This window comes from Pseudomonadales bacterium (genome assembly GCA_013215025.1).
Classification (GTDB): Bacteria; Pseudomonadota; Gammaproteobacteria; order Pseudomonadales; family DT-91; genus DT-91.
The window spans coordinates 1-17,966 of the sequence record JABSRR010000020.1 but is presented as its reverse complement, the minus strand read 5'-3'; the positions used below and the strand labels follow the sequence as shown (position 1 = coordinate 17,966).

Annotated in this window: 18 protein-coding genes; 15 read left to right on the top strand and 3 right to left on the bottom strand. The window is 45.7% G+C overall.

What is annotated here, in order from left to right:
* From gspE to HRU21_02865, 15 genes are all read left to right on the top strand, one after another.
* The coding region (gene gspE / locus HRU21_02935) for a type II secretion system ATPase GspE (GenBank protein ID NRA41246.1) at positions 1-1,224 on the top strand (1,224 nt) is incomplete at its 5' end.
* Positions 1,225-1,233: 9 nt separating this feature from the next.
* Positions 1,234-2,469 carry a type II secretion system inner membrane protein GspF gene (gene gspF, locus HRU21_02930; protein ID NRA41245.1) on the top strand — a complete coding sequence of 412 codons (1,236 nt, stop codon included), beginning with the start codon at positions 1,234-1,236 and terminating at the stop codon, positions 2,467-2,469.
* Between the two features lie 34 nt (positions 2,470-2,503).
* A complete protein-coding gene (gene gspG, locus HRU21_02925; protein ID NRA41244.1) occupies positions 2,504-2,944 on the top strand; it encodes a type II secretion system major pseudopilin GspG in 441 nt (146 codons plus the stop codon).
* A gap of 56 nt (positions 2,945-3,000) precedes the next feature.
* Positions 3,001-3,648, top strand: coding sequence for a prepilin-type N-terminal cleavage/methylation domain-containing protein (locus tag HRU21_02920; GenBank protein NRA41243.1), 648 nt, complete (start codon positions 3,001-3,003; stop codon positions 3,646-3,648).
* Complete coding sequence (gene gspI, locus HRU21_02915; protein NRA41242.1) at positions 3,641-4,180, top strand: type II secretion system minor pseudopilin GspI; 540 nt, start codon at positions 3,641-3,643, stop codon at positions 4,178-4,180. Before HRU21_02920 ends, gspI begins: the two co-directional genes overlap by 8 nt.
* Positions 4,180-4,863, top strand: a complete 684-nt coding sequence (gene gspJ, locus HRU21_02910; protein NRA41241.1) for a type II secretion system minor pseudopilin GspJ — start codon at positions 4,180-4,182, stop codon at positions 4,861-4,863. The genes gspI and gspJ overlap by 1 nt, the downstream gene beginning before the upstream one ends.
* A complete protein-coding gene (gspK, locus tag HRU21_02905; GenBank protein NRA41240.1) occupies positions 4,860-5,948 on the top strand; it encodes a type II secretion system minor pseudopilin GspK in 1,089 nt (362 codons plus the stop codon). The genes gspJ and gspK overlap by 4 nt, the downstream gene beginning before the upstream one ends.
* A gap of 11 nt (positions 5,949-5,959) precedes the next feature.
* Complete coding sequence (locus HRU21_02900) at positions 5,960-7,354, top strand: hypothetical protein (protein ID NRA41239.1); 1,395 nt, start codon at positions 5,960-5,962, stop codon at positions 7,352-7,354.
* Positions 7,354-7,830, top strand: coding sequence for a type II secretion system protein M (locus HRU21_02895; GenBank protein ID NRA41238.1), 477 nt, complete (start codon positions 7,354-7,356; stop codon positions 7,828-7,830). Before HRU21_02900 ends, HRU21_02895 begins: the two co-directional genes overlap by 1 nt.
* Positions 7,831-7,836: 6 nt before the next feature.
* A complete protein-coding gene (gene gspN / locus HRU21_02890; GenBank protein ID NRA41237.1) occupies positions 7,837-8,652 on the top strand; it encodes a type II secretion system protein N in 816 nt (271 codons plus the stop codon).
* A gap of 3 nt (positions 8,653-8,655) precedes the next feature.
* The gene (locus tag HRU21_02885; protein ID NRA41236.1) at positions 8,656-9,549 is read left to right on the top strand and encodes an AEC family transporter; all 894 of its coding nucleotides are present in this window, start codon (positions 8,656-8,658) and stop codon (positions 9,547-9,549) included.
* Between the two features lie 147 nt (positions 9,550-9,696).
* Entirely contained in the window at positions 9,697-10,671 is a 975-nt protein-coding gene (locus HRU21_02880; protein ID NRA41235.1) for a D-2-hydroxyacid dehydrogenase, read from the top strand.
* Between the two features lie 22 nt (positions 10,672-10,693).
* The gene (locus HRU21_02875) at positions 10,694-10,945 is read left to right on the top strand and encodes a SlyX family protein (GenBank protein NRA41234.1); all 252 of its coding nucleotides are present in this window, start codon (positions 10,694-10,696) and stop codon (positions 10,943-10,945) included.
* Positions 10,946-11,088: 143 nt separating this feature from the next.
* Positions 11,089-14,586, top strand: a complete 3,498-nt coding sequence (locus HRU21_02870) for a response regulator (protein ID NRA41233.1) — start codon at positions 11,089-11,091, stop codon at positions 14,584-14,586.
* Positions 14,587-14,607: 21 nt separating this feature from the next.
* The gene (locus HRU21_02865) at positions 14,608-15,885 is read left to right on the top strand and encodes an AarF/ABC1/UbiB kinase family protein (GenBank protein ID NRA41232.1); all 1,278 of its coding nucleotides are present in this window, start codon (positions 14,608-14,610) and stop codon (positions 15,883-15,885) included.
* Here HRU21_02865 and HRU21_02860 read toward each other — a convergent pair.
* The 3 genes from HRU21_02860 to HRU21_02850 all read right to left on the bottom strand — a co-directional run bounded on the left by HRU21_02860 (position 15,873) and on the right by HRU21_02850 (position 17,852).
* Positions 15,873-16,265: a two pore domain potassium channel family protein gene (locus HRU21_02860; protein NRA41231.1), complete on the bottom strand. Its 393-nt coding sequence runs from the start codon at positions 16,263-16,265 to the stop codon at positions 15,873-15,875. The genes HRU21_02865 and HRU21_02860 overlap by 13 nt on opposite strands.
* A 1-nt stretch (position 16,266) precedes the next feature.
* Positions 16,267-17,421 (bottom strand): succinyl-diaminopimelate desuccinylase, encoded by a 1,155-nt coding sequence (dapE, locus tag HRU21_02855; protein NRA41230.1) that lies wholly within the window; start codon positions 17,419-17,421, stop codon positions 16,267-16,269.
* 185 nt (positions 17,422-17,606) lie between these two features.
* The gene (locus HRU21_02850) at positions 17,607-17,852 is read right to left on the bottom strand and encodes a YdcH family protein (GenBank protein NRA41229.1); all 246 of its coding nucleotides are present in this window, start codon (positions 17,850-17,852) and stop codon (positions 17,607-17,609) included.
* Between the last annotated feature and the right edge of the window lie 114 nt (positions 17,853-17,966).

Sequence of the window (17,966 nt, the reverse complement as noted above, 5' to 3'; positions counted from 1 at the left end):
GACTTTGATTTGTCGCGCTTAGCGGACGAGATTCCTGAATCGGCAGATCTAATGGCGGATGAGGAAGACGCCCCGGTAATTCGCTTAATCAATGCCATATTATCTCAGGCCGTGCGTGATCAGGCTTCTGATATTCATATAGAAACCTTTGAAAATGACTTGGTGATTCGGTTTCGCATTGACGGTGTATTGTCTGAGGTGCTGCGTCCCAAAAGAATGTTGGCGCCGCTTTTAGTGTCTCGCTTAAAAGTTATGGCAAAGCTGGATATTGCTGAAAAACGCATTCCTCAAGATGGTCGTATTTCAATTCGCTTAGCCGGTCATGCAGTAGATATCCGATTGTCGACCAACCCAACGTCATATGGCGAGCGCATTGTATTGCGCTTATTAGATAAGCAGGCAGGTCAGTTAGAGCTTTCGCAGCTCAATATGGCGCCGGCTGCACAACGTGGCTATCAAAAAACCTTAGCTTTGCCGCACGGTATTGTGTTGGTTACTGGGCCAACCGGTTCGGGTAAAACCACAACCTTGTATGCCGGTTTAACCCATATTAATGATGAGAGCAGAAATATTTTGACGATTGAGGATCCAGTCGAATATTTGCTGCCAGGCATTGGTCAAACTCAGGTGAATGCGAAAGTTGATATGACTTTTGCGCGTGGTTTACGGGCTATTCTTCGCCAAGATCCTGATGTTGTTATGATTGGTGAGATCCGTGATATTGAAACCGCACAAATTGCCGTTCAGGCCTCATTAACGGGTCACTTAGTCTTATCAACCCTGCATACTAACACCGCCATTGGGGCTATTACGCGGCTCAATGATATGGGCATTGAACCGTTTTTATTAGCGTCCAGCCTTTCTGCGGTGATTGCCCAGCGACTAGTGCGTAAATTATGTCCACATTGCCGTAAGCCGCACCTAGCCAATGAATCAGAGCGTGAATTATTTCAGCATTTGCTGGACGATGGGCAAGAGGCAGAGATTTATCAGGCGGTAGGCTGTGATAAATGCAATTATCAGGGCTATCGCGGCCGCGCGGGCATATACGANTATATCGAGGTTGACGATACGATACGACGGTATATTCACGATGCGCTGAATGAACAAGAAATCGAGCAGTATGCCAGAGCGCATTACCCATCAATTCGTGATGATGGCTTCAAGCGTGTGTTAGCTGGTGAAACAACGCTTGAAGAAGTGTTGCGTGTGACAGCAGCCTAAAGGTGAGGCATGGCCGCATTTAACTATCAAGCGCTTAATGCGAATGGCAAAAAAACCAAGGGCGTTATTGAGGGTGATTCAGCGCGTCAAATTCGTCAACTGCTGCGTGAGCAGGGTTTAAAGCCATTGCAAGTGTCCGAATCTGGCACTCAGTTGAAAGCTGCCAGCAGCAGTGCCAACTCCACATCGTGGCTGCAGTCATTCAATGCGGTCAAGCTTAAACCAAGTGAGTTGGCGCTATTTACGCGCCAGCTCTCAACCTTGGTAAGGTCAAATATGCCTTTGGATGAGGCATTACAAGCCAGTGCGCAACAAACCAGTAAGCCACAGATTAAGTCGATGATTTTAGATTTACGTGCGCGCGTATTAGAAGGGCATAGTTTGGCTTATGCACTGGGTGAGTTTCCTAAAGTGTTTAGCGGTATGTACCAAGCGATGGTAAAGGCCGGTGAATCGGCAGGATTTTTAGGTGTAGTTTTAGAGCGTCTCGCCGACTATACCGAGAGCTCACAGTTTACCCAGCAAAAAATTAAATCGGCGATGATATATCCATTGATTCTATCATTGGTTGCCTTTGCAGTGGTTGCTGCCCTGATGGTGAAAGTGGTGCCAAATTTGGTCAAAGTGTTTGATACCAAAGGCAGCGAACTGCCGGGTATTACACAGGCTCTAATCGCGGTCAGCGATTATATGGTTAACTATGGTCTGCTCAGTTTAATTGTGATTGTACTTGGCTTGTTTTTCTTAAGGCGATATTTACAAAAGCCTGCGCCGAAAAAAAAGCTGCATCAAATATTATTAAAGCTACCATTTTTCTCAAATTTATACCGCACCATTGAAACCGCGCGTTTTTCATCCACATTAAGCATGTTAGTAGCCTCGGGTGTGCCTCTTTTGCAATCACTGCGTATAGGCTCAGCGGTAATGAATAATGTTGTATTACAGGCGGTGGCGCAAACAGTTGCTGACGATGTGCAAGAAGGTAAATCGTTTAGTCGCGCGCTTGATAGCAGTGGCGAATTTCCACCAATGTTGGTACATATGGTCGGTGCCGGTGAACAAGCGGGTGAGCTGGAAGCGATGTTGGAAAAAGTGGCAAATAACCAGGAACGCGAGATTGATATGACGATCAGTGGACTGGTGGCGGTGATTGAGCCACTGATGATTGTATTGATGAGCGGTATCGTCATGACCATTGTGATTGCGATTTTATTGCCGATAATGGATCTGAATACTCTAACTTAATTTAATAATTGACCGGTTTTACCTAGGATTTACTATGAAAGTGTTACACAACAAATCATCTGGCTTTAGTCTGATCGAGATTATGGTGGTGTTGGTGATTATAGGCCTATTAGCCTCAATTATCGGTCCGCGAGTGATTGGCCAAGCCGAGGATGCGCGCAAGAAAAAAGCGGCGGCTGATTTTGCTAATATCTCAACGGCCTTAAAAATGTATAAGCTTGATAATTTTACTTACCCCTCAACAGAGCAGGGCTTAGACGCATTGATTACGCCAAGCGATATTTCACCGCAGCCAAGAAATTTCCGTGAAGGCGGCTATATGGAAAAGCTGCCGAAAGACCCTTGGGGCTCAGCTTATTTATACCTTAGTCCGGGCGAGAATGGCAGTTTTGATATTTATACCTACGGCGCAGACGGTATTGCTGGCGGTGAAGGTGAAAATCAAGATATGGGCAATTGGGAGTTAGGTGACTAAGCTAGGGTTAAAAAGCCTAGAAACGCTAAACACTTTCGATAATCACTTTTTTGCCGATGTTACAATCGATAACTTCACCCATAAATAAAACCCCGCAGCAGAAGCAGCGGGGTTTTTCGTTAATTGAAATTTTATTTGTGATGCTAATCATTGGCATGCTGATGTCTGTTGTGGTGCTATCGGTTGGTGACGGTAATCGACGTCAGCAGGTTCAAGGGCAAGCGCGTGCCCTGTACCAAGCGCTGCAGCTGGCCGTAAGTGAGGCGGTATTTTACCGGCGACAGTTAGGTGTGCGGTTTGATCTTGATACTAGTGACGTGCCAGAGCGTTGGCGCTATCAATTTATGCTTTATGATCCTGAGCTCAAGCTATGGCAGCTGATTGAGACTGAGGACCTAGCTGAGCATGAGCTCATGCCTGGCCTAACGCTAAGCCTAAGCATCAATCAAGAAGAGGTCATGTTGGGTGACATTGAAAAACAGGACAGGCGACTTTTTGAATTAGATCAAAATGTTCAACAACAGGCATTACTAGAGCCTGATATTTATTTTTTATCCAGTGGTGAAACGCAAAATTTTGTTTTACAGCTGATTGATAACGGAGTCGATGCGCAAAATTTTTCTGAACCCAATATCTACACCATAAAAGCAAATTTCATGGCGCAGTTTGAGTTTTTGTTACCTGGGCAGGCTGAAGATGAATAGTTGGCGGTTCGAGCAAGCATTGCTACAGCGCAGAATGGCGAAAGGCTTTACCTTAATTGAAGTGATGGTGGCGGTGGCAATATTGGCTTTAGCTTTACCGGCCATGCTTTATGCGCTGAGCAATCAGCTAGAAAACACCGGTTATTTACGGGATAAATTATTTGCGCAGTGGGCAGCTGAAAATGCTCTGGCAGAAATTCGCTTTGCTAATCGGCGCAGCGGCAATATCGCAAAATCACAACAGGGAGAGGAACAAATCGCCGGGCGAACCTGGTACTGGCGCAGTGAGGCTAAAGCTTTTCCGCAAGAAGAGTTCAAAGATATTATTGGTGTGCAGATCAGCGTATTTTTAAGCAAAGAAAACCGTGATCAGCAAGCTATTACTACCCTCACAGGTATTGTGCGACGCTTTGATACAGCGCCGCAGTCAAGACCCGCTTTTGCCGAACCGCCGACTGCCTCGACTACCCCTGCTAATAATCAAGACTCTTCCAATGCTGATGAGCCGGCACAAAACACAGAGTCAAACTGATGTCTGCTAAACCCAACTCTAGTCCACTTAAGCATAAAGCCAGCCGCGGTTTTACTTTAATCGAAGTATTGTTAGCCGTATCGATTACAGCGGTTGCCGCCATCATGGCTTACCAGAGTATGGATAGCGCCAGTCGATTAGCCGAGGTATCGCAGCAGCAAAGTGATGCCTTACAGCGCTTATCAACCGCGATGTTTTTTATTCAGAAAGATTTTCACCATATTGTTGCGCGAAAAGTGCGTAATCCAGACGGCGATGGTTTCGAAGCGGCATTTCGTTACAATGCCTTCTCACTGCCAAATCTTGAATTCACCCGCAGTGGTAAGTTGAATCCCCAGTTAGATCGATTTCAACGCTCGCATCTTGAACGTGTGGCCTACTATTTAGACGATCAAACCTTAATGCGTTATAGCTGGGCCATGCCTGATCACTACGGTGAAGATCCGCAAAAAGTCGTGCTGTTTGAAGATGTTGAATCGTTCAGTCTCTCATTTATTCAAGCCGATAATGCTAATGCCAGCAATCCATTAGCATCTCCCCAAACTATTCAGCAATGGCCGCCCGACGAATTGGCCGATGATCTTAACAGCTTACCGGCATTTGCTATCATGACGATTGAAACCAAGAATTGGGGCGTGCTGACGCGAAAATTTGAATTCATTGAGCAAGAGCTGCTGCAATGATGGTAAACACACACGTTCAGCATGCTTTTAAGCAGAATGGCGCAGCATTAATTGTGTCATTGCTGATTTTGTCTATTGTGGTGGTGTTGGTTGCGACCATGACGGTTGAGCATAATTTTCATATTCGTCGCACTTCAAATCAGCTCACTGCATCGCAAGCCGAAAGTTATCTCAGGGCAACCGAGGCGATTGCGCATAAAGCACTGGAGTTAGATTCGCAGCTAGATCAAGAAAACGGCGCCAGTGTCGACCACTTAGCTGAATTTTGGGCGCAAGAAACGCCGCCGTTTATTCTCGATAACGGTGCCTATACCGGTCGCCTGTATGATTTACAGGGCCGCTTTAATATAAATAGCTTGCTGCTCCCGCAGGCAAATCAAGGACAGTCGGCAAATCAAGGGCAGCGGGCTGTCCCTTTTACCTGGCAGCAAGGCGTTTTCATTCGCTTATTGCAAAGCTTCAATAATGATCAGCAGTCGATCAGTTATGATCAGGCTGTATCAATCACCGAAAGTGTCTTGGACTATATTGATCAAGATCAAAACACCCGCGGCTTTGACTGTGGCGAAGATGATGCTTATTACGCGATTGCTGGGCGCTCGCCACACCGAACCGCAAACCAAGCTTTAGTTTCTGTTTCTGAGCTGCGCTTGATCTGTAACTTACCGGTCAGTTTATTTCGCAAGCTGCAGCCGCATCTCACCGTATGGCCAGCTACCGGTGATACGGCTATTAATCTAAATACTGCCAGTGTTGAATTATTGTCGGCGCTGATTATCGCCGATAATGATCAAACTGCCTTGCAAAATTTGACACCGGGTTACAGTGTGCCGGCACCGATTGATCAGGCTGAGCTAAATACGCTGCTTGAGCGCCAGCAAAGCGGTTATGATGACTTCTCTAGCCTAATCAACGACCTAAACGGTTTAGTGCTTTGGCCGGGGGCAGAGATGTCGCTTGCGAGCGATTATTTTTTACTGGCATCTGATGTACAATTAGACGATGTGGTGATGCATCTAGACAGTGTAATCTCACGCAAAGATGGTACTATTAAAATTTTGGCTCGCAGTACCGACGGCTTATAAAAATATTCACTATGCTTGCAATCATACAAACGTCATTTCTAGACTCAGATTTTTTCCGTTGGCACATCGGCGATAGCATTGATCACTGTCAAAGTTTTGCTGGCAACTTAGAACAGTTAGCCGCTGCCGCACAGCAGGAAGACGCTTTGCAGCAAGTGGTGCTGGTAATTTCATCGTTAGACTGCATCTTCAAAACTATCCCATTCGCGCAGCAAGAAAGAAAGCATATTGTTAAAGCGCTGCCTTTTTTGCTGGAAGAATCGATACTGTCTGATGTTGATGGCTTGCAGCTGGTGAACGCGAAACCTGCTGCCGCAAAAGTAGAGCTTGCCGCAACTGATGCCGAACAGTTACAACAGCTGTTGGCACGGCTCTCGACGATCGGTATCACTCCCACGCTATGCATTCCCGAGCAAGCCTTAGTCATGCCCATGCTGCATTTAATTCAGCCAACAGAAACGGCGGAACCGCAGTCTGAGAGACAAAATACCGCTGTCAGTAACAGCGCGGATATTGATGCAGCAATAGATGCGGGTAGTGATGCAGGTATAGGCGCTGAGGCGCTGTATTGTATTGTGCTCGATGATAGTGCTTTGCTTGTCGATGCTGACGCTGTGTACCCTGTTGATCATGATCATATCACTTTGGCCATTAGCCAATATGCACAGCAGCCAGGTTTGCAGGGTCACGCTTTACATATTTTGGCGCAGGACAGTCAGCTTGACCTGGCGCATAGCTTATATAATAGTCTGGATACCGAGCTTAAGGATCACGGCAATACATCTGAGCCAGCGCTGCAGCTAAGCTTGCAGTCGTTTAATTATGCCAAATTAATCGCTAGCTTTATTGTCACGCAATCACCCTTGCAACAGGCCACGGCGATCCGACCGTTCAACTTCTTACAAGGCCAATTTGCACAGAGTTTGAATTGGTTTTCGATGCTTAAACCCTGGCGCTTTGTATTGCTGTTTGCCGCTGTGGTTTATCTTGCGCAAATGTTATTTTTATCTGTGCATAACACGCAGATTGAACAGCAGCTGCTGGCGCAACGTGCTGAGATGGACGCTATTTTTCGTCAGGCAATTCCGCGCGGCAACATTGTTGACCATCAAAAACAGCTGCAGCGAAAATTACAGCAGCTGTCTCAGAATGGAAGTGGACAGCAATTTATTGGCTGGTTAAATCGAGCCGGTCAGGTGTTAGCCGATGCTGAGGTCGAACAGCTGAATAGCCTACTGTATGATGCAAAAACCTCAACCATGCGTCTGGATTTTTTGGTGCAAGACTACGATCGTTTGCAAACCATTATTAATGCGCTCCAGGCTGCAGGTTTTGACACTGAAATCAAAAACTCGAATGCGCAAGATGATCAGCTGCGTGCTAGCTTATCCTTGAAAGGGGCTTAATGATGGACGCATTACGGCAAAAATTTTTAGCACTCGAAAAGCGCGATCAAAGCATGCTCATAGTGCTGATGGTGGCATTAGTGGCTTACGTATTGGTGGGTTTAATTTGGTTAGGTTTACTGGATAGTAAGCAGCAGCTTGAAAATCGTGTGTCGGCTAATCAGCAGCTAATAGGCTCTATGCAAACCACGGTGAGCCAGATTCGCCAGCTACAAGGCAATAACCCCAGTACCGCTAACACTAGATCTTTGTCGCAATTAGCTCAACAGGCTGCCAAAAAGGCTGAGCTCAAGATGTCACGGTTTCAGCCTAAGGGCGATGAGGCTCAGGTATGGCTTGATAAAGTGCCGTTTGATCGCTTATTAGTGTTTATGTCTACGATTGAGCAGCAATACGCCGTAACGGTGCTGTCGGTATCGATGAACTCTGCAAATCAAGCAGGTTTGGTCAATGCCAGAATTAAATTTACAAAGTAGTCTGCAATGAAAAGAAACGTATTAGTTGCCAGCTTGGCTAGCTTTGCCTTGCTGATTCTATTGGCTTTGAAAATGCCGTCAGACTTCTTACTTTACCAGCTAGCACAGCGAAGCGGCATGCTATATCTTGATAATGTGCAGGGCAGTTTATTTTCCGGTTCTGCGCAACACGTGCAAATTAAATTCCCTGCTGGTACCTTGAAGCGACAGAGTTATATTCTTGAACTTGGCACGGTTGAGTGGCGGCTCAAGCCTTGGTCGCTATTGATGAGCGATATTAATCTGGCTGTTAGCGCGCGTCAGGCAGATCAATTTGTTGATGCAGCTATTGTTTATGATTTTCTTAGCGATAAGCTTACCGTTAATGACAGCCAAGCACGCTTAGATATTACCTGGTTAAGTCAATTTTATCGTTTGCCAGCAAAGCTTGCAGGCCAAATTGATCTAGATGTTCAAGCTTTAGCGCTTTGGTTAGATGTTATACCAAGCTCGACCAAGCTCCCTCAGATTGATGCACTTGAGGCGCAGCTGGTGATTAATGATCTTGCTGTAAGTATCCAAAAAGATGCCTATTTGGGTGATTTTGGTATCAATATGCGTCAGCAAGATAATCAACTGCAGGCGAATCTCAGCGATATTGATGCGGCATTTAATCTTTCCGGCATGGCAAATATAGAATTAGATGATCAGCGCTATGAAGTTGATCTCAATGTACAGCCGACAGCAGAGACGGATACGGTTATCAGCCAAACCTTAAACTTTATTGCTCGTAAACAGAGCAACGGTGACTATCGTTTACAATATTCAGGTCAGCTGAATTAATCCATGTTGATCGCAATTCTCGCTGTCATTGCGCCGATATTTTTTGCAGCGGCATTGGGGTTTATTTGGTCGGCTTTGAAACAACCTTATAATGCTGAGTTTGTTTCGCGCCTGGTGATGAATATTGGCTGTCCTTGTCTGATTATTTCAACACTTAGTCAGGCAACGATTTCGATGAATGATTTTAGCCAAGTTGCATTGGCAACATTGCTGCTTCTAGCGATGTATTATCCGATTAATCGCTTGTTGATTCGCTGCCTAGCTGACGATACCCGCAGCTATATGTCCAGCCTGACGTTTGCCAATACCGGTAATATGGGAGTGCCCATCTGCTTATTTGCATTTGGTGACACAGCATTGGCGTTGGCACTGACGGTATTTATGGTCACTTCGATGCTGCATTTTTCATTGGGAGTTGCATGGACTAGCGGCAAGCCAGCGTTGCAAACGTTGTTCAAATCACCGGTGTTTTATTCAGCGTTGCTGTCGATTGTCATTGTTCTGAATCAGATTAGTCTGCCCTTAGCTGTGATGAATAGTCTAAGCCTTGTGGGCGATATGGCCATTCCGTTAATGCTGTTTTCTTTAGGGGTTTCACTGCACAGTTTGCGCATTAACGATGTTGCTAAAAGCTCTTTCTATGCGGCAGCAAGACTGTTTGTCGGGTTTATCTTGGGCTATGCTGTTGTAGAGTTATTAGCGCTCGAGGGTTTGATTCGCGGTGTGATTCTGATTCAGGCTGCGATGCCGTCAGCAGTGTTTAATTATTTGATCGCGGCAACATTCAAGCAACAAGCCGAGAAAGTGGCAGCTGTGGTGGTTATATCGACCCTGATGTCATTTTGTAGCCTACCCCTGCTGCTGTGGTTTGTCATGCAGCAGGTGTCACTCACTTAGTCGCTATCTTATCTTCTATGTGAAGCGCTAGTAGCTAAGTGAAACAGCTAATGTAATCAGCCAAAAAAATCAGCCAAATTAAACAGCCAAATTAAACAGCCAAAAATTTGCAGTACGATCATTAAACTTGCTTATAAAGATACAAATATGCACGCGACCATTCTTGATTATCAAAGCTTATGCCCTGACGACCTAGCGCTTGATGCATTATTTGACTGCCAGATTGGTGGTCAGCGCATCAACTGGACTTGCTATGACAGCACTCAGCCTGAACAAACCGCTGCGCGGGTGTCAAAACAAGACATTATTTTAACCAATAAAGTGGTTCTAGACGCTGATCTATTAGCGGCAAATACGCAGTTAAAGCTGATTATAATCTTGGCAACCGGCACAAATAATGTGGATTTAACGGCTGCTCGTGCGATGGGTATTGCTGTGGCGAATATTGTTGCCTATTCGACAGAGTCGGTGGTGCAGCAGACTTTTGCGATGCTGCTATCTTTAAAAAGTCAGTTGCCTGCTTACACCGCAGCGGTTAGCCAAGGCAAATGGAGTCGCAGTGACTTTTTTGGTTTATTGGACTATCAAATTAATGAGGTTGCAGGTGAAACCTTAGCGATCATTGGCTATGGCACGATTGGTCGGCGTGTTAAGCAGGTTGCTGAGGCTTTAGGCATGCAGGTCATTATTGCCGAGAGCTTAAGCGGTGAAGCGGATCACAGCAATAAGCGAGTGCCGCTGGATCAGATTTATCGTCAGGCCGATGTTATTTCTATACATAGCCCATTAAGCGATCAAAGTAAGAATTTGATCGATGCCCGTGCATTTGCATTGATGAAATCATCGGCGATTGTATTAAACTTAGGCCGAGGTGGTATTGTTAACGAGTCAGATTTAATCAGCGCACTGAAGCAAGGGGATATAGCCGCTGCGGCTACCGATGTTTTAAGTCAGGAGCCCCCCGCGGCTAATCACCCAATGCTTGCTGACGATATACCGAATTTGATGATCACACCGCATACCGCATGGGCCAGCCGACAGGCAAGACAGCAGCTGATTGAACAGGTGATTGAGATATTGCAAAGTTTAGCGAATCCCACTATTGTCAACCAAGTGAATTAATTGCAGAAAGAGTATAAGGCTTATGGTGGCAAAACATTCAGATGCTGATCATCCAATCGACGCAAGGCAACTGATTGAGATGCAAACCAAACTCACCTTTCAAGAAGATGCCATGCAGCAGTTAAGCGATGTGGTCGCTCAGCAGCAGCAAGATATCATGTCCTTACAGGGGCAGATGAAGCAGCTAATTTCAGAGTTAAATGCGGTATTAGGCGACTTAGAGCAGGGCAGTTTAGCGAAGTCGCCAGTTGATCAAAAACCGCCGCATTACTAGCCACAGCGCATTAGCAGTCACAGTAAGTGCAAAAATACTGCTAAACGCATTGCTAAAGCAGATAAATATATAAAATAATTACAGCAAATATAAATCATCCCGCGCAATGGCGCTTATCTCAATGAAGCTGATGAGCCATTATTATGTTTAAACGTCTGCCGATCAGTTTCAAAATTGGCCTGATTGCGGCAATTGGCCTGGTTGGCTTTGCTATTTATCAAGCGGTTAACTACCGTCTTTCCGTTGATATTCGCGATAGACTCGCTTACCTGATCGAAGATGAGTTTCAGGTACTGCAGTTTTCCAATTATTTACAAATCAATTTTAATCAGCTTGATGAGCTGTACCAAGCTGCGCTGGCAGAGGCCGATTTAGATACGCTAGATGAGGCCAACCAACAAGCAAAAAATATTGAGAATGAATTTGCCTACGTTCAGGCACGTTATCAACTGCCAGCAGAAGAGTTTAATCAGCTGCAAAGCTCGTTTACGCAATATCAGCGCAGTATCGCAAGTCACACCCGCAGGGTCATTGAAAATGAACTGAACTATGATCAAATTATTGCCGGCTACGACAGTATCTATACACAACGTGAACAATATCTAAAGTTACAGAAAAGCTTCCTGAACAATCGCTACCAGTCCTTTGATAGCCAACTACAGACTATTAACGACGATGAGAAATTTATTGTTGAGTTTGGCTTGATCTTAGGCTTGATTCTTTTTCTGGTGTTGGGCTTGTTCTCACTGTTGATCATTCAACGGGTAGTGACGGCCTTTCAGAATGCGGTTGAATTTGCACATGCCATTGCTGCGGGTGATCTCGATGCCAGTTTACAAACCAAGGCTCGTGACGAAACCGGTCAATTGGTACAGTCGCTAAACTCAATGCGCTTTGTGCTGAAGCGTGAGAATCAACACCGTTTGCAGCGCGAGGCGGCGCAGTTATTTTTGACCGGTCTAGACGACAGCATGCGCGGCGACCCTGGCGTTGATCAGCTTATCGAGAATGTCTGTGAATATTTACAGGCTAGTATCAGCAAAATTCATGCGATGGGTTTTTATTTGCGTGTTGATGAAGATAGTCTGGTGTTACAACAGCAAAGCGGTGTGGATCAGATTCTCAGTTTTGACCAAGTTATTAACCTTGATGAGGGCAAAGCTGGAGAGGCGGCGATTGAAAAGCAAGCGATACAATATTTCGGGCTTTACGATCGACAAGACGATGAAGCTGATGAGCTGCTCAGCGATACCTCGATACATGAAAAGCCTGCGCATTGGTTAATCTTCCCAATTTTATTAGACCAGGAGCTGGTTGCGCAATTAGTGTTTAGTGCAGCCGACTCAAGCGTAACCAATAAATTAAAGGTCTTATTACTGCAGGCGAATAACAGTATTGCGGTTGCTATTAATTCAGCGCAAACGCGAAAAAAAGTAGCCTTCATGCTTGAACAAACGCAGCAGCAAGCAAAAGAGTTGCAGCGTCAACGCTATGAGCTTGGTGTGATTAATGATCAACTGGAAGATAAGACTCGAGATTTAGATAGACAAAAATCTGAAGTGTTAGAGAAGAACGAACTGCTAGAAGCTTCGCAGATTGAGCTATTAGATAAGTCAAAAGCACTGGAATTGTCGGGTAAATATAAATCGCAGTTTTTATCGATCATGTCGCACGAGTTGCGAACACCTTTAAACAGTATCTTATTACTCTCAGACGCCTTACTAGAAAATCGCGATCGACAACTCTCCAATGAAGAAGTCAAGCATGCGCAGGTTATCCATAATGCGGGTGAAGAATTATTGAATTTGATTAATGACATCCTAGACCTCTCTAAAGTTGAAGAAGGAAAAATGGATGTCGTATTTGACACCTTGAAACCCATCGATATAGCTAATGAGCTAACGATGCAGTTTGAGATGTTAGCAAACAATAAAAATCTTTCTTTTTCTTGTCAGGTGCAAGCCACTGCACCCGAGGTCATTTATACCGATAAGCATAGATTGTTTCAGATACTGAAAAATTTCATATCTAATGCCTTTAAATTTACTGAGTATGGCTCTGTGACTGTAGTGATTGATAAGGCTAGCGATGAAGATTTATTGAAGATGTTAGATAGCGATGGTCTTGATCGCGATCATGAATTTGTCAGTTTTAACGTGGTTGATACCGGTATTGGTATCCCCTTAGACAAACAATCGATTGTGTTTGATGCATTTAAGCAGGCTGATGGCACCACTAGCCGAAAGTTCGGCGGCACAGGCCTTGGTTTAACTATCTCGAAAGAGCTGGCTCTATTACTCGGTGGCTCAGTGAGTTTAAGCAGTGCAGGCATTGGCAGTGGCTCTGAATTTGCAGTTGCAATACCGGTTGGTTCGGCCAATGCCATGCTGCAGCAAGAACAGTCTGTCAAAGTTTCCTTATTAGATCAGGCCGACAGCGGCTATTTAGCAACGGATTTGATTCAGCGCTTTCCCTTGCCTGAAAGCTTACCGAGCGAGACGATTTTATACGTTTGCGATTCACAACACCGTCTTGATCTGATCGAAACCTTGCTGGCGGATTTTCCGTTAAAGTTGGTGATAAAAAATAAAGCGGATGCACTACTGGCATTTTTAGCAAAAGTGCGGCCGATTGCCATTGTGGTAGAGGGTGACTGTCCGGCACTTATTGAGGCTTTGCTTAAGCTTGATGATTTACCGCCAGTATTTAGCATTGCCTGTAGCCACGCTGAGCTTAATCAGCTTGCTTTGCAGACTTATCGATACTGCAACCCAGCAAGCTTTGAATCCATCTTTGACCACTTATTGCTGAGTAAGCCTGGCTCGCCAGCCAGAACCTTGTTCATCGAAGATAATGCTGTCTTTCACGAAGTGATTCGCTCGGTGTTTGCTAAGCAAGGCTTAAGTGTAGATATTGTTACTAGCGCTGAGCAATCGCTGCAGATGCTCTACCAGCAAAGCTATGAGCTGGTGATTGTCGATCTGAATCTACCCGATTTTTCAGGTTTAGATATTATTCGAGTGATCCGCTCAATGCCGGTATATTTAGATAAACATATTGCGCTGTTTACCGCGGAAGATTTATTGGCTGATAAGCGTCGTGTATTACTGTCTTATGCTGACGAAATCATCGTTAAATCACCGCATGGTGTGCAAGATATCGCCGTGCAGGCTAAACAGTTGATTAAGCAAAGGCGTTTAGCAACCTACAGCACATCATCAGATATGGCGCAAAGCCTCAGCAGCGGCGATATCTTGGCGCAGAAAAGTTTGCAAGATAAAACTATTTTGCTGGTCGATGATGATACACGCAATTTATACTCTATGAGCACGACTCTGCAAAGTCAGGGTGTTCGCGTTTTTCAAGCCAGTAATGGTAAAGCAGCATTAGACATATTGATGGCAGAAACCTCGATCGAGCTGGTGTTGTTAGATATTATGATGCCAGATATGGACGGCTATGAGGTGTTAAAACATCTGCGCAATAGTCCCTCACTGGCCAATATTCCAGTGATTGCATTAACTGCGAAGGCGATGCTGGGTGATCGGCAAAAATGTCTGGATGCAGGTGCCACCGATTACCTGTCAAAACCGGTATTGGTAAAGCAATTATTCAATCGTATTCATATGCATCTGGTTTAGCCTCAGGGAAGTATAGTTAGCATGCTTAAAGAAATCATCTCCAGTGCCAGACAGGCCAGACGTGTCAGTCAAACCACGGCTGCCATGAATAAGCTTGCCTTTACCATGTTAAAAAGCAGCAACCGCCGCGCGGAGTTTCCGTTTGAGCTGCAAAAGACCATGCAGTCATTAGGTGCCACCTATGTCAAACTGGGTCAATTGATCGCTAGCTCGCCGACCTTGTTCCCCCTCGAATATGTCGATGCCTTTCAAGATTGTTTGGACCAAACTGAAAAGCTGCCCTTTGCAGACATACAGCAGATTTTAGAGCAAGAGCTCGGGGTGCGCTTAAAAACCCGTTTTCGCTATATCGACCCAAGGCCCTTAGCCTCAGCTTCGATTGCCCAAGTGCATGCGGCCGAGCTAATTGATGGCACCCAAGTGGTGTTAAAAGTGCAAAAACCTGGGGTACAGCAACTGTTAGAAACGGATTTTCAGTTTATTAAATTTTCTACCCAGCTGATTGAAATGATTAGCCCAAAGTCTTGGAAATCATCGCTGAGCGATATCATTGAAGAAATTCGACATGGCATGCTGGAAGAGTGTGACTTTCGGCAAGAGGTCGACAATATTCAAGAATTTGCGAGCTTTCTGCAACAGCAGCAAATTGATGCGGTTGTCGTGCCTAAAGTCTATCGCGAGCTCTGCTCGCGGCAGGTGATTACCATGCAGCGTTTCTTTGGCGTGCCCTTATCCGACACCGCTGCGGTTAGGGCGATTAGTAATGACCCTCAGCTGGCATTGATGCAGGCATTAGAAACTTGGTTTTTATCGTTACGGCACTGCCACCTTTATCATGCCGATTTACACGCTGGCAATGTGATGATGTTAGAAAACGGGCAAATTGGCTTTATCGACTTTGGCATTGTTGGNCGGATTTCCGATAAGACCTGGGAAGGCATGATGTCATTAGGCGTGCATGTGCCGAATCAAGATTTCAACGGCATTGCTGAGGCGCTGCTGCAGATTGGCGCCACCAGCGAATCGGTGCAAACAACAGTATTCGCCGATGACCTGGCCCGTATTTGGCGAAAATTATCCAGTGATCAACTGCTCGATCAAGCTGAGCCGGATGAGTTTTGGAAAGTGCTGACCCTTGATCTGTCAAAAGTCAGTAAGCGGCATGGTATTCGCTTTCCGCGCGAGTTTACCTTGCTGGTGAAGCAGTTTCTTTATTTTGACCGCTATATGCGTATCTTAGCGCCAGATGCCTCTATGTTTGACGACGCTAACTTTGACCAGATGCTTTATTCGACATAAAGCTGTAAATCTGAGTCGATCAGATCTAGCTGTTCAGACTGCCGATAGGATTCTAATCGCTCGGCATTGACGTGAATCGCCACACTATGGCGAGTAGCTTCGATCGCAATAGACACTAAAATGCCGGTGAAAATAACCCCCATAATCGCGATGGCGATGGCAATCACGCGCGAGAGGTGCTGCTTCGGGCGGATGTCACCATAGCCAACGGTAGTCGCCGTGATCAGTGACCAATACAGGCTGTCTAAGCGGTCCCAGCGCTCGATTTTGCCAACCACTTGGCCCAGCCCAATAATCAGGCTGGACAGGCTGATTAAAATGGGCGAAATCAGCAGCATCACCTGAAAAAACGTCCGGCTAAAGTCTAGGGTAAACTCCATCTCAGTAAACTAGCGTCTCGATGATGGATTGGTAGATATCGGTTAAAGGCTCAATATCGTCTAGCTTCACGCGCTCGTTAATTTTATGAATAGTCGCGTTGACCGGACCAATCTCAACGACCTGCGCACCGGTGGGTGCAATAAAGCGGCCATCAGATGTACCACCCGCCGTCGACAAGGTAGTCGCGCGACCGGTGGTTTGTAAAATAGCCTGTTTTGTTGCATCGACTAAGTTACCCTCGGCGGTAAGAAAGGGCTGGCCTGATAACTTCCAGTCAATATCGTAGTCAAGCTGATGCTTATTCAAAATAGCCTCGGTGCGCTGGCGTAAGTCTGCCTCGGTTAACTCGGTTGAAAAGCGAAAATTAAACATCACCTCAACATCGCCGGGAATCACATTGCTTGCCCCAGTGCCGCCATTAATATTGGAAATTTGAAAGCTTGTGGCGGGGAAAAAGTCATTGCCTTGATCCCATTCTTCAGCGGCTAACTCGGCTAATGCTGGTGCAACCCGATGTATCGGATTATCCGCTAGGTGAGGGTAGGCAACATGGCCTTGAACCCCTTTGACAGTAAGTAAGCAGCCTAGGCTGCCACGGCGACCGTTTTTAATAATATCGCCAACGCTGTCGGTAGAAGAGGGTTCGCCAACCACACAATAATCAATTTTGATGTCATTCGCTTCAAGCCATTCAACAACCTTTACCGTACCGCAGCTGGCAGGACCCTCTTCGTCAGAGGTGATTAGAAAAGCGATGCGACCCTGTAGCGATTTGCCGGTCTGTTTAGCGTTCTCTGCCGCACGTTCACAGGCAACAACCATGGCTGCTAATGAGGTCTTCATATCTGCCGCGCCGCGGCCATACAGATATCCATCGCGTATGGTGGGCTCAAATGGATGCGAATTCCAGTCGTCAAGACTGCCTGGCGGCACCACGTCGGTATGGCCAGCAAAGCACAGCAGCGGCCCCTGATCGCCAACGATGGCCCATAAATTGTCAACCTCGCCATGCTCATCGGCATAGCTGAGAGTTTTACATTCAAAGCCCAGCGGTTTTAAACGCTCAGCCATCATTGGCTGGCAGTGCATATCATCTGGGGTTACTGAAGGTTGAGCAATTAAGGCTTTGGTTAATTGAAGGGTTTCATCGGTCATCGGTTGTACTTCACAAAAATAAACGCAGCATAGTATAAAGCTTTTACGTTTGGGATGCAGCTTTGTGCTACATGCCATAACGGTCTGTGCCGATACTGATATAAGCTGTGATGACGATACCAACAGAGCTGAAAATTATCAGCTTCTGCCAGCAGAACATTAATGACGACGTTTAATGACTATACTCAATGACGATGTTGCTTAAGCTGTCGATACAGCTGATCTTTCAGTTCTGCACGGCTTTGCTTTAGCCGTTGCATGGCTAAATCTTCTATTGGGCCATTATTTAGCTCCAGCGTACGGATTTCGCGGTCCAGTGCATTGTAGCGTTTATTCTCCTGTTGAAATGCATGGTTATGGTTAAGCAGGTATTCAATAACGTCGTCAAACTCGGGAAAGTCATGACTCAGCGTGTGCTTTTCTCCAAGCATAAAAACTCCTAATTGCAGTCGTGCTGGATTGCCAGTCACAATCCATCAACACAGTTTTAACCTTAGTTAATATTCATACCTTTGCAAGCGAAACAAAGATGCTACGAGGCTAAG

Excerpts from the sequence above, each read along its gene's own strand:
- gspF (NRA41245.1), top strand. The coding sequence starts at position 1,234 with ATGGCCGCATTTAACTATCAAGCGCTTAATGCGAATGGCAAAAAAACC.
- gspG (NRA41244.1), top strand. The coding sequence starts at position 2,504 with ATGAAAGTGTTACACAACAAATCATCTGGCTTTAGTCTGATCGAGATT.
- HRU21_02920 (NRA41243.1), top strand. The coding sequence starts at position 3,001 with ATGTTACAATCGATAACTTCACCCATAAATAAAACCCCGCAGCAGAAG.
- gspI (NRA41242.1), top strand. The coding sequence starts at position 3,641 with ATGAATAGTTGGCGGTTCGAGCAAGCATTGCTACAGCGCAGAATGGCG.
- gspJ (NRA41241.1), top strand. The coding sequence starts at position 4,180 with ATGTCTGCTAAACCCAACTCTAGTCCACTTAAGCATAAAGCCAGCCGC.
- gspK (NRA41240.1), top strand. The coding sequence starts at position 4,860 with ATGATGGTAAACACACACGTTCAGCATGCTTTTAAGCAGAATGGCGCA.
- HRU21_02900 (NRA41239.1), top strand. The coding sequence starts at position 5,960 with ATGCTTGCAATCATACAAACGTCATTTCTAGACTCAGATTTTTTCCGT.
- HRU21_02895 (NRA41238.1), top strand. The coding sequence starts at position 7,354 with ATGATGGACGCATTACGGCAAAAATTTTTAGCACTCGAAAAGCGCGAT.
- gspN (NRA41237.1), top strand. The coding sequence starts at position 7,837 with ATGAAAAGAAACGTATTAGTTGCCAGCTTGGCTAGCTTTGCCTTGCTG.
- HRU21_02885 (NRA41236.1), top strand. The coding sequence starts at position 8,656 with ATGTTGATCGCAATTCTCGCTGTCATTGCGCCGATATTTTTTGCAGCG.
- HRU21_02880 (NRA41235.1), top strand. The coding sequence starts at position 9,697 with ATGCACGCGACCATTCTTGATTATCAAAGCTTATGCCCTGACGACCTA.
- HRU21_02875 (NRA41234.1), top strand. The coding sequence starts at position 10,694 with ATGGTGGCAAAACATTCAGATGCTGATCATCCAATCGACGCAAGGCAA.
- HRU21_02870 (NRA41233.1), top strand. The coding sequence starts at position 11,089 with ATGTTTAAACGTCTGCCGATCAGTTTCAAAATTGGCCTGATTGCGGCA.
- HRU21_02860 (NRA41231.1), bottom strand. The coding sequence starts at position 16,265 with ATGGAGTTTACCCTAGACTTTAGCCGGACGTTTTTTCAGGTGATGCTG.
- dapE (NRA41230.1), bottom strand. The coding sequence starts at position 17,421 with ATGACCGATGAAACCCTTCAATTAACCAAAGCCTTAATTGCTCAACCT.
- HRU21_02850 (NRA41229.1), bottom strand. The coding sequence starts at position 17,852 with ATGCTTGGAGAAAAGCACACGCTGAGTCATGACTTTCCCGAGTTTGAC.